The organism is Butyrivibrio sp. XBB1001 (assembly GCF_000424505.1).
GTDB lineage: Bacteria > Bacillota > Clostridia > Lachnospirales > Lachnospiraceae > Butyrivibrio.
In genome coordinates, this window is sequence record NZ_AUKA01000002.1 from 382,922 (window position 1) to 395,549 (window position 12,628).

Genomic DNA, 12,628 nt, shown 5'->3' on the forward strand with positions numbered 1-12,628 from the left:
TTTTTATCACCAAGTTATTAACTAGAAACTTACATTATTTACAGAAGCCTCTGAAGATCAGTAAAAAAGCTAGGATATGAGATATTTACACAGGCATCATCAAGTATTCTTGTGGTGCCTTCAGCTGCCAGAGAAGCTATTGCAAAGCTCATGGCAAGACGGTGGTCGTTATGAGTATTTATATCTGTGCCATGAAGCGGCTTTCCTCCATGGATTATCATGCCATCATCGGTAGCTTCGATATCGCAGCCCATAGCTGTCAGATTATCTACCACAGTGGCGATTCTGTCTGATTCTTTTACCTTAAGCTCAGCAGCGTCCTTGATTATAGTATCAAAGTTTGCTGTAGCTGCAAGAACAGCCACCATAGGAAGCTCATCTATCATTGTCGGGATATCCTTGCCGCCTATCTCAAATCTGTTATTCTGATTGCCATGTAGCTCACTGTATTTAACAAAGATATCGGCTCTTGGCTCGCCTGATTCATTGACGTTCTGAAGAGTTATATCAGCACCCATCTGTTTGAGAACGGTAAGGATGCCGCATCTTGTCTTATTGATACCGACATTTCTGATAAGGAGCTCAGAACCAGGTACCATAAGAGCAGCAGCGATAAAGTATGCTGCTGAAGATATATCTCCTGGCACATTTATCTTCATGCCATGAAGTGGCATGCCAGGGTGGAGTATAGCAGCTGCGCTGCCATCTCTTGCAATTTCATTGTGTATGTCAGCTCCAAAGGACTGGAGCATTATCTCTGAATGGTTTCTGGATAGGGCAGGCTCATAGACTACGGTGTCGCCATCTGCATAGAGGCCTGCAAGGAGAATACAGGATTTAACCTGGGCTGAAGCTACAGGATTCCTGTAGTTTATGCCATGGAGCTTTCTGCGGCCCTTTATTATAAGAGGAGCACAGCCATTTCCCATCATAGAGGAAACATCAGCACCCATCTGGGTCAGGGGCTTGATGATGCGGTTCATGGGTCTTTTCTCTATGGAATTATCTCCTGTTATAGCAGAGTCAAAGGGCTGAGCCGCCAGGATTCCGGTCATAAGTCTTGTAGTTGTGCCGCTGTTTCCGGTATAGAGAGTAGATGAAGTATCTGTAAGGCCATGGAGCCCCTTTCCGTGAACTGTGATAGTTGGGACGCCATTAGTCGGTCTCATACTATGGTCAATGATGATTCCAAGCTTTCTGAAACAATCAATAGTTGAAAGGCAATCTGCACTCTCCAGGAAACCTGTAATTTCAGTAGTTCCCTCTGCAAGAGCACCGAACATGATGCTTCTGTGGGATATTGATTTGTCGCCTGGGACAAATACGTCCCCTTTAAGTGGGTGAGATGCTTTTTCAAGTGATATCATTGCTGCCTCCAAAGGTATTATTTATCATCCGTGATAAGTTACAACTGTGTAACCATTGTGGGACAAAAGGTCAAGGGCCTGATCCAGGTCCTTCTGGGTATGGAACTCTATTTTTAAAGTTCCTCTTTCATACTCTCTGTTATGTACAATTCCAATATTCTTAATGTTTACAGAATGGTCAGATAAAAGAACTGCCACCTTGGCAAGGCGACCTGGCTGGTCATCGATTTCCACATGGAGAACATAGGTCTTTTGAATAGGACCACTTGTAAAGTCTGAAAAGGATTCCCTGTATGACCTGGCTGAAGTAAAGAAATCAAGAAGCTTGTCGCTGTCATGCTCATCTACAGCAAGTTTGATATCTACAAGAGAATCAATAAGGCTTGATAAAAGTTCTGAAATATTATCTGAGTTGGTATTACAGATCTGCTGCCACATAACAGGAGATGAGGATGAGATTCTTGTTATATCCTTGAACCCGCCTGCAGCTATTGTCTTCATAAGGTCATCTTCGTTGTCGCTGTCCTTGACCAGATTAACAAGGGCTGCAGAAAGAACATGTGGAACATGGCTTATGGCAGCTGTGGCAAAGTCATGCTGAAGATAAGGAACCACAAGAGGTATAGCCCCCATGTCCTTGACTAGATGGTAGTAATCGCTTAACCTGTCCTCCTTGGTCTTGTCAGTTTTGGTCAGGATGTAGTAGGCATTTTCCAAAAGGGCAGCCTTGGAGTTCTGGTATCCTATGCGCTCTGTACCTGTCATAGGGTGACCGCCGATAAATTGATCCTCGATTCCAAGTTCTCTGACCTTTTCATGTATGCTGTTCTTGACACTTCCTATATCAGTAACTGTGGTTTTTGGACTTAGATAGGGCATTAGAAGTTCAAGATTATCATTATTGATCTCAACCGGGGCACATAAAAAGATATAGTCACAGTCTGAAAATTCTGCTCCAATTCTCTCAAGAGCTATATCTATTGTTCCGTCAGCCCTGGCAGCGTCAACTGTAGTTCTGTGTGGAGCGTAGGCCATAATAGTGCAATCAGGCTGAGCACTCTTTATTGCTCTGGCCATTGATCCGCCTATAAGTCCAAGGCCTATAAATCCGTAAGTTTTATCATTCATATAGGTGCAAATCCCCTCAACAAGCATATTTATAGAAGTCATGCTCTTTAGACTATAACACTGTGGCGTGTGAAAGTCAATCTATGTATTGTACAAGCTAATTGTGCATAAATATTTTATATATAAATTATAATTTAACGCAATACCACATGTTAAAATTATGTATAGTGGTAAGTATGCCTAGGAGTAAATATGCAGGAAAACAAAAAAAGCCTTAGCACCATCCGGAAATTGAATATTGTATTTGTAGCAATTGCAGTAGTTCTTTTTGCTGGAACACTGTTCTTTTCTGATGCATTTAGCTTAGAGTATCTTCCTGAAATGACTGATTTTGACAGTGGTTGGTGTGATGAAGAGGGCAATCTCTATAAGCTATCTGAGGTCAAAAACTCTGATTATAAGAATGGCGTTATTACTTTGTCCAAAAAGCTTCCAATATATTTGTTTGATGGCGAGTGTATTTGCTTTGAGTCAAAGAATGTAAATATCAAAGTGTCCCTTAACAAAAGAAGAGTCTATGAATATCTGGCTGAGGAAAATATTACGGGCATTGGCTATGGCGTTGCCTTTCATAAGGTTGGAATATCCAGAGAGGATGCAGGAAAGACCTTTATAATAGAGTGTCAGCAGCTCACTGAGAAAAACTCATCAGCCCATATTTACAGAGTATATTTAGGCCAGCCTGCCGAATATATCAGGTGGTTTATCCATGATAGGGCACTACTTCTTATTGCATCGGTTCTCATTGTCTTTTTTGGATTATTGTTATTTGTTTTGTGGCTTGGCATTCCTGATAAGTCCCGTCAGCCATTTGATGTGTTTTCCCTTGCTGTAGCTACTTTTATAATAGGCCTGTGGTGCCTTATTAATACCAATGCTATCCAACTTGTGTCTGGACATTATTATTTCTGGAGAACTCTTGGTACTCTTATCGTTCCAATGATTGGATATCCCTTTGTGGTTTTCTATACATCCTTTACTAAATTTAAAAAGAATATCTATTCAATCCTTGCTTTTGCGGTATCAGTCGGCGCTGAGGCAACGATGATTGTGCTTAGATTTGTGGCTGACATGGATATGATGAATACAGTTGGATTTTTTGCTTTGGTGGTTTTGGGGAGTGACATTGTACTAATGATGATCGCATATATAGAAAACCGGATTCATTGCAAAGCTCTTGGCATAAAGACGGATTTCTTTGCCCTTAACATAGGGCTTTCAATATTTGCTGTGCTGACGCTTATAGATATTATTCTATGGGAATTTGCTCGTAATTACAGAGACACCTATGGAATATTTATGAGATTTGGTATGGTGGTCCTTACTATCATAATGATCCTTAAGTTCGTCAGCTGGTGGACCATGGACCAGGCTGCCATGGACAGGGATAGATTTATAAACAGATCCCTTCAGTTTGCTACTACTTCCAAAAATCCTGTTGAAAGCATAAAGCTTCTTCTTGAATATCTTGGAAAAGAGCTCGATGCCAAAAGAACATATATATTTGAATTAGATGAAAAAAATCGTATCAGTGAAACTTATGAATGGTTTAGGGATGGGGTTACACCTTTGGCTCAGGAAATAAAAGCTGCGGCCAGCGAAAAAGAATTTGCTAAAATACGGGAGCTTGGCATTTCGGATGACAGACTCTGCTTTGTTGTAAATGATCCTGAAGAGATAAAAGAGACTTCGCAGTTTACCTATCAGGTAATGAAAAGAAACAATATTGGAAATGCAGTGTTCAGCCCATTAAGAACAGGAAATGAGATTGCTGGATTTGTCGGACTAACAGATATTTCTGCTGAAAGGATTCCAAGTGTCAATGAAATCATGAAGGTCCTGCCTCATTTCTTTACTCAGTTCATAAACCAGAAAAAAGAGCAGGACAGAATAATATATTACAGCTACCATGACTATCTCTCAAAAGCCAAAAATCGCACTGCATTAAAGGAATTTACAAAGGATAAATTCGACAAGTCCCAGGCCTTTGGCTATGTTCTGTGTGAGATTGATGGGTTAAAAGATATTAATGCAAAGCTTGGGCACGATATTGGTGATGAAATTGTAAAGATCACCGCCAAGAACCTGATGGATGTATTTGGGGATGAAAATGTTTACAGGCTGTCTGGCGAAATCTTTGCTGCTTTTGGTTTTGAAAACGATGAAACCTATTTTGAAAATGATGTTCAGATGGCAAGAAGACTTTTAGAGGATGAAGGTAGTCCGGGAAATGTAGTAGGGGTGTATTGTTCAAACGGAACCATGAATTTTGACGTTGTTATAAGTCACGCATATGAGTTACTTGAAAAAGAAAAGCAGGACAAAGCTAAGGGAGAATGATTGTGGAAGATAATCATCAGGAGAGAAACAGAGTCCATATCATGGCTATTTTAGTGCTTACTGCTCTTTGCATGGGTGCTATATTGGAAAATGCTATCCTTGATTGGGAATTTTGGATGCCACCACTTATCGTGGTTGGCGTAATTGCCATGTGGTGGATGCATATTACTCAGTATGCTGACATAAGATACAGAGAAAACTACTATCTGATCATGGCACTTATCGTAGCTTTTTATCTTGGCGTTCATGCTAATAATTTCTTTGGTATTTATGTTATTTCAACCATTATTATGGGAGTTGCAGCCCTGCTTGGACGAAAAGGTTTTTTGCGCATTATCCTTGCTGAATATTTTCTGGTAATGGCAGTTCAAATAGTTCTTGCCGTAAACTCTGATACTTTTTCCTATGCAATCATTGACATATTACGAATTGGGCTTCACTTATTTTCGGCTGTATTCATCTGCATTATGCTTAGAAGGATGATGGAAAGAAGCTGGGAAAAGGATGATGAGATTGAAAGATTAAAAGGCAGAAGAGAGGACTATCTTCATGATATGGAGGATTTCCTTGTAAATATCTCCCATGAGCTTAGAACACCTTTAAATGTCATAAACGGCATGACGGACCTGATTCTTAGAAAAGAAGATAGAAAAGATATAGTATCTATAAGAAATGCAGGGATCAGAATATCGGGACAGATAGAAGATATTCAGGATTATAGCGAAATCCAGAGAAATGACATAAGGCTTGAAAATGAAAGATATATGATCACTTCTGTGGTCAATGATATTTTAATTAACTATAAATCCATGGATGTCAAAAAGAACCTGGAATTTATTGTTGATCTTGATCCTGGCGTTCCCTCTGCAATGAAGGGGGATATCAGAAAGATAAGGAAGATAATATTACATCTTCTTGATAATGCCTTTAAGTTCACAGTGGAAGGTGGCGTTTGCCTCAGAATAGCTGCTCTAAAGAAAGAGTATGGTGTAAACCTCATAATTGAAGTAACTGACACTGGCATAGGAATGACTAAAAAAGACGTGGAGAGCGTACAAAAGGGCGTCTATCAGGCAAACAAAAAAAGAACAAGAAGTACCGGCGGCATAGGCCTTGGACTTTCAATCGTATATGGACTTGTAAGGTGCATGGACGGATTTGTTCGTATTGAAAGTGAGAAAAACAAGGGAACAACAATAAGAGTAAGTATTTATCAGGAGGTAGTAGACCCGGCTCCTTGTCTTGGAATTAAAACTGTAAGATTCATAAATGTTATCTTTTTTGATACCTCTGAAAGCCAGACTACGCCGGCTGTTGTCGAGATGTATAGGAATATGGCAAGAAATCTGGCAGCAGGCCTTAGGGTAAATTTATATCTGGCATCTAGTATTGATGAAGTCAAGAAGATGCTGGCAACCAATAAAGTTACGCATGTATTTATGGGCTACAGGGAGTACAGGGACAATAAATCTTATATACGTCTACTGTCAAGGGAGAAGGTAACAATTGCAGTATTAAAGGACAAGGATTCTCCTGACATACATGAAGAAAACATTTTTACCGTAGATAAGCCTGTTTATGGTCTTCAGGTTGCTCAGATCATAAATGGAGATATAAATGAGATAAAGAAAATATACACAGATGACTACAAAAAGCCGGTTCTTGATGGAATAAAGGCTCTTGTTGTTGATGATGAGCAGATGAATCTTGTTGTAGCACGAGGACTTTTTGGCGAGTATAACATGATCGTTGATACTGCGGAAAGCGGCAGGGAAGCAATAGATAAATTTGGCAAAAACGACTACGATGTTATCTTCATGGATCATATGATGCCAATAATGGATGGCGTAGAAGCCATGAAGAGGATCAGGGAGATTGCTGAACGCGAGGACAAGAAGGTAAAGATAGTTGCGCTAACTGCCAATGCTGTAAGCGGAGCAAAAGAAATGTTTCTGGGTGAGGGCTTTGATGGATTTATCGCAAAGCCTGTTAACCTTGTGGATTTTGAGAGAGTGATGGGACAGGTACTTACGAGCAGTAAGACAAATCGCAAGGGAGGTATAAGGTGATCTTTAAATTCTTTGAGAGCATTATAGAAAGATTAAGAGACCCTTCCCAGAGTTTTAGAGAAAGGGTTTTTATAGCGCTTACTTTTCTTACTGATTTTGTCATTTTATTTGCTCTTATATTTAACATAATGGTGGGAGAAAATATCGTTGAGATAATAGTTCTTGTTATCACTGTTATCGTTGCTCCTGCTGTAACCCTGATATCTGTAAGAAAAAATAAGACCCAGGTTGCCGTAAGATTTATAGTCATAGGCCTTATTGGGATTATTCTGCCTATTTTGTTCTTCTTTGGCGGTGGTCTTACAGGCGGAGGCTTTTTGTGGATCATATTTACATATCTTTACACTGGTCTTGTACTTTATGGGAAGTGGAGACCTATAACCCTGGCAATTCTTACCATCGAAACAATTCTTTTCTTTTTAGATTCGTATTTCCACCCTCATCATGTACTTGTTCACAACCAGGAAGTAATGTACATAGATATTCTGGTCTCAGTTATAGTGCTTGGAATTATCTGCTGTCTGATGGTCTGGTTTGTGGAGTGGATGTTTATAGAGGAGAACAAAAGAGCAAGGGAAGAAACCAGTAAAGTTGAGGAACTCAATAAATCTCAGAACCGTTTCTTTTCCAGCATGAGCCATGAGATCAGAACACCTATCAACACCATTTTAGGACTTAATGAGATTATTTTAAGGCAGCAGGATGCATCGGATGAGATAAAAAAAGATGCAGCCAACATCCAGGGAGCAGGCAAAATGCTGCTGGCACTTGTTAATGACATTCTTGATATTTCCAAAATAGAAGCCGGGAAAATGGATATTGTTCCTGTCAATTACAGTGTGTCTGCCCTTGTTTCAGAAATAGTAAACATGGTTTGGTTAAGAGCTGAACAAAAGGGGCTTAGACTTAAGGTTGAGGTTGATCCTACTCTTCCTAGAGAACTATTTGGCGATGAAGTCCGTATAAAGCAGATTCTGGTTAATCTTCTTAATAATGCAGTTAAATACACAAACGAAGGTACCGTTACTCTTCATATAGAAAAAGAGGAAATAAAGGAAGAGAAGGTTAGGATCGTCTTTTCAGTAGCAGACACTGGAATGGGTATCAAGGAGGAGTCTTTGCCATTTCTTTTTGATGCATTCCAAAGAATGGATGAAGAGAAAAACAGCAAGATAGAAGGAACAGGCCTTGGACTATCAATTGTTAAGCAGCTTGTTGAACTTATGGAGGGCGAAATTGCCGTCAATAGTGTTTATACTCAAGGCTCTACCTTTACAGTTACTCTTTGGCAAAAGGTAAGTAATCCTGCAGTAGTTGGAAATATCAATATAACAAATTACGGAAGTCTGAGGGATAAGGCAAGATACAACGCAAGCTTTACTGCCCCGGATGCAAGGATTCTTATTGTAGATGACAATGAAATGAATCTTGAAGTTGAGAAAAAACTTCTTGCTCAGACTCAGATAATTGTTGATGTAGCTGACAGCGGGGAAAAGGCCCTTTCTCTTACGTCCGCAGTTCGCTATGACGTTATTTTCATGGATCATTTGATGCCGCTTATGGATGGTATAGAGTGCCTTCAGGCAATCAGAAAACAGCGAGGTGGCCTTAATAACCATGCGCCTGTGATTGTTCTGACAGCCAATGCAGGAAGTGATAACAGGGAACTTTACAATGCCAGCGGTTTTGACGGATATCTATTAAAGCCTATCTCAGGAGCTCTTTTTGAGGAAATGCTCCTTGCGCATCTTCCGGAATCCAAGGTGGTTTTGACCAGGGAAGCAGCATTTAACAAGACCAAAATGAATGCTTCCAAGGGCTACAGCAGAAAAATCCCGCTTCTTATAACAACAAGCAGTATGTGTGACCTTCCTTCGAGAACTTTGCAGGAAGTGCAGGTAGATACTATTCCGTTTAAAATTCTTTCTGAAGGAAAAGAGTACTATGACGGAATAGAAGCGGATGCTGATGAAATAATCAGATATATGAAATCCGGCAAGAAGTTTGTCACTGAGCCTCCATCTGTCGAGGAGTTCGAGCGTTTCTTTTCACGAGAGCTTAAAAAGGCCCACCAGATTATTTATATAGCCATGACACCTGGCATAAGCCAGGAATTTGAAAGGGCCAAACAGGCATCAAAAGCCTACGGAAATGTATTTGTCTTTAATTCCGGCTATACTTCCAGTGCCATGGGTATTCTTGCCATAATTGCCCATAATATGGCCTTTCAGGGAATGAGTCCTGTTAACATACTGTCTGAACTATCTAAGGCTAAAAAAAATATGCGATGCAGCTTTGTCTCTGATGATCCGGCTGTTTTGTTCAGGAGAGGGATTATTTCTAAAAAGTACAGTGAGTTCATGGAATCTGTTGGGATAAGACCTTTTGTTGAAATAAAAAATGATGTCTTTAAAGTAAGTAAAATGCAGCTTGGAAGCAAGATAAGCAGCTATGACAGGTATGTGGACTTTGCTATTCCAAGGAGGATAAAGCCGGATACAGATGTAGTAATTGTCGTATATTCAGATGTAACTGATGAAAATCTTGAAAAGATTGAGGCCAAGATCAGAAGCTGCGCACCATTTAAAAATGTCATATTCCAGAAGGCTTCAGCATCATTATCTGTAACTTGCGGATCTGGCGCTTTCGGAATCATTTACATGAAAAAGACTGACTATTCCTATAACCTGGAAAAATATCTTGTTTTCCATGATGTAAGCGAGCCGGAAAGTAGCCGTGCAGAGTTCAATGAAGAGGAAAATATTATTGAGACTTCTTCTGAAGATATCAAGTGGTATGACAATATTCCGGGGCTGGATTCCCAAAAAGCTATAGAACATAGTGGCTCTGAGGAAGCTTTTAAGAGCGTTTTGAAAATATTCTATGATTCTCTCGAGGACAGAGACAAAGAGTTGTCACAATACTACGATAGTGGTGATTATGAGAACTATACAATAAAGGTTCATGCCCTCAAAAGCTCGGCGGCTCTGATTGGAGCCATGGAGCTTTCTGAGAAAGCCAAAAATCTCGAGATGGCTGGAAAAGAAAATAATATTTCTTATATCAAGGAGCATCATGGAGAAGTGCTTGATCTTTTAAGAAGCTACAAAATGCCACTTGGCGAGATTTTTGCTGCAAATAATGATGATATTATGGAAGAAGATGAAAAGCCAGAGCCCAAGAAGGCTGATTACAATGAATTTTTGATAAAAAGCATGTATGAAGCCATAAAAGAAGGAATTCGTCAGGGCAACGACAATTATTTAAAGGGACTTTTTAAGGAAATGGAAGATTATGATCTTGGGGAGCATCAGGAGCGATTTTTGAGATTAAAAGAGCTCTTTGAAGCCTCTGATCATGAAGGAATGGAGAACGTGTTAAAAGAAATCCAGTAAACAGGGGATAATTTGTGCAAAAAGCTGAAAAAGCTTGTATATGTGCACTATATTTAGTAAAATATGTTTATGAGATTTGTTTGGGGCGAGGATCTATATTGTTCAAATGGCATAACAGCGGTCTGATTCTGCAGAGGGCTGTCTATGCATCTATTGTCTCGATATTCTCATTAAATACCCAATTTATTGCGACTGGAGGACAGGATATGAACGTTTACACAACTGACAAGATTAGAAACGTAGTGCTGCTGGGCCATGGCGGAGCAGGTAAGACAAGTCTCTCTGAGGCAATGGCTTATTTAGCAGGTATTACATCCAGAATGGGAAAGGTTGAGGATGGAAATACTCTTAGTGATTTCGATAAGGAAGAGCAGAAGAGACATATTTCAATCAGCACATCAACTATTCCTCTTGAGTGGGATGGCCACAAGATCAATCTTCTGGACACTCCTGGATTCTTTGATTTTGTCGGTGAAGTCGAAGAAGCTATGAGTGTTGCCGATGCGGCAATCATTGTCGTATCTGGTAAGGCAGGTATCGAGGTAGGTACCGAAAGAGCATGGGAATTATGTGAGAAATACAAATTACCACGTATGGTTTTTGTAGCAGACATGGATATAGATGATGTTTCCTATAGACAGGTTGTGCAGGATATGACCGATAAATACGGCAAGAAGATGGCTCCATTTAATCTTCCTATCCGTGAGAATGAGAAGTTTGTCGGCTATGTTAACGTAATACAGGAAAAGGGCTTTAGATGGGAAGGCAAAGAGGTTGTAGAGTGCGAGGTTCCTGATTATAACCAGGCAAACCTAAAGCTTTGCAGAGATACACTTCTTGAGTCAGTTGCTGAAACATCTGAAGAGTTCATGGACAGATATTTTAATGGCGATACCTTCTCAGAAGCTGAGATAAGAGCTGCAGTACGTTCTAATGTTTGTGATGGAACAATCGTTCCTATTGAAATGGGATCCAGCACATTATGTCAGGGTATTTATACACTTCTTGATGATATCGTTAAGTATATGCCTAGCCCGGAGAACCGCAAGATGGCTGGTATCAATACTAACACTAATGAGATATTTGAGGCTGACTTTGATTTCTCAAAACCCAAGACAGCTTTTGTATTTAAGACAATGATCGATCCATTTATTGGTAAGTATTCACTTATCAAGGTCCGTTCAGGTGTCATTAAGCCAGATGATGTAATGTTTGTTGCATCCAAGGATGCTGAAGTCAAGATTGGTAAGCTTTATGTCCTTCAGGGTAACAAGGCTACTGAAGTTCCAGAGCTTCATGCCGGAGACCTTGGTGCATTACAAAAGCTTGATATAGCTACAGGAGATACTCTTTCAACTAAGGCAAATCCTGTAACTTACGCCAAGATGGATATTTCAACTCCATATACTTACATGAGATATCACGCTCAGAACAAGAGCGATATTGATAAGATTGCACAGTCTCTTGCCAAGCTCGCAGCTGAGGACCAGACGCTTAAGGTTGTAAACGATGCTGAGAACCGCCAGACACTTCTGTATGGTATGGGCGATATGCACCTTGAGGTTATCCAGAGTAAGCTCCTTAACGTATATAAGGTAGCTATTGATCTTACAAAGCCTAAGGTTGCCTTTAGAGAGACAATCCGCAAGAACTCTGATGTAGAGTACAAGTACAAGAAGCAGACTGGTGGTCATGGCCAGTATGGACATGTTAAGATGCGTTTCGCACCACTTGGTGATGTGACTAAGCCTTATGAGTTTGATCAGGAAGTAGTTGGAGGAGCAGTTCCAAAGAACTTCTTCCCGGCAGTAGAAAAGGGCATCGCGGAGTCAGTTCTGCGTGGACCTCTGGCTGCATATCCTGTAGTTGGCGTTAAGGCAACTTTGTATGATGGATCTTATCATCCTGTAGATTCATCAGAAATGGCCTTTAAGGTAGCTGCTTCAAATGCCTTCAAGAAGGGCTTTATGGATGCAACTCCTGTTCTTCTTGAGCCTATTGTATCTTTGAAAGTTACAGTTCCTGATTCTTACACTGGTGATGTAATGGGAGATCTTAACAAGAGAAGAGGACGAGTTCTTGGAATGAACCCTTCACTTACAGGTAAACAGGTTATAGAGGCTGAGGTTCCTATGATGGAACTCTTTGGATACTGTACACAGCTTCGTTCCATGACTGGTGGTAGTGGTGACTTTGAATACCAGTTCAACAGATATGAGCAGGCTCCTTCAGATGTTCAGGCTAAAGAGGTTGAGGCAAGAGCTGATAAGGTTGCTGCAGCTAATTCAGAAGAATAATTTAAGAACCCACTTGGGAGGGCTTCGCGTTT

The 12,628-nt window shown here is 40.3% G+C and carries 6 protein-coding genes; 4 read left to right on the plus strand and 2 right to left on the minus strand.

Features of this window, described 5'->3' with window-relative positions:
• Positions 1 to 38: 38 nt before the first annotated feature.
• Both aroA and G631_RS0104525 read right to left on the minus strand, forming a co-directional pair.
• A complete protein-coding gene (gene aroA / locus G631_RS0104520; RefSeq protein ID WP_026488441.1) occupies positions 39 to 1,367 on the minus strand; it encodes a 3-phosphoshikimate 1-carboxyvinyltransferase in 1,329 nt (442 codons plus the stop codon).
• 24 nt (positions 1,368 to 1,391) lie between these two features.
• Positions 1,392 to 2,495, minus strand: a complete 1,104-nt coding sequence (locus G631_RS0104525; RefSeq protein ID WP_026488442.1) for a prephenate dehydrogenase/arogenate dehydrogenase family protein — start codon at positions 2,493 to 2,495, stop codon at positions 1,392 to 1,394.
• 192 nt (positions 2,496 to 2,687) lie between these two features.
• On the opposite strand from G631_RS0104525, the gene G631_RS0104530 reads away from it, so the two are divergent.
• The 4 genes from G631_RS0104530 to fusA all read left to right on the plus strand — a co-directional run bounded on the left by G631_RS0104530 (position 2,688) and on the right by fusA (position 12,596).
• Positions 2,688 to 4,835 carry a GGDEF domain-containing protein gene (locus G631_RS0104530; RefSeq protein WP_026488443.1) on the plus strand — a complete coding sequence of 716 codons (2,148 nt, stop codon included), beginning with the start codon at positions 2,688 to 2,690 and terminating at the stop codon, positions 4,833 to 4,835.
• A gap of 2 nt (positions 4,836 to 4,837) precedes the next feature.
• On the plus strand, positions 4,838 to 6,904 hold the full coding sequence (locus tag G631_RS0104535) for a hybrid sensor histidine kinase/response regulator (RefSeq protein ID WP_035789309.1): 2,067 nt from the start codon (positions 4,838 to 4,840) through the stop codon (positions 6,902 to 6,904).
• Positions 6,901 to 10,299, plus strand: coding sequence for a DegV family protein (locus G631_RS17985; protein ID WP_051196833.1), 3,399 nt, complete (start codon positions 6,901 to 6,903; stop codon positions 10,297 to 10,299). The genes G631_RS0104535 and G631_RS17985 overlap by 4 nt, the downstream gene beginning before the upstream one ends.
• Positions 10,300 to 10,505: 206 nt before the next feature.
• Complete coding sequence (gene fusA / locus G631_RS0104545; protein ID WP_026488445.1) at positions 10,506 to 12,596, plus strand: elongation factor G; 2,091 nt, start codon at positions 10,506 to 10,508, stop codon at positions 12,594 to 12,596.
• The last annotated feature ends 32 nt before the right edge of the window (positions 12,597 to 12,628 follow it).

Coding starts and splice junctions, on each gene's coding strand:
- G631_RS0104530 (WP_026488443.1), top strand. CDS start 2,688: ATGCAGGAAAACAAAAAAAGCCTTAGCACCATCCGGAAATTGAATATT.
- fusA (WP_026488445.1), top strand. CDS start 10,506: ATGAACGTTTACACAACTGACAAGATTAGAAACGTAGTGCTGCTGGGC.
- G631_RS0104525 (WP_026488442.1), bottom strand. CDS start 2,495: ATGAATGATAAAACTTACGGATTTATAGGCCTTGGACTTATAGGCGGA.
- aroA (WP_026488441.1), bottom strand. CDS start 1,367: ATGATATCACTTGAAAAAGCATCTCACCCACTTAAAGGGGACGTATTT.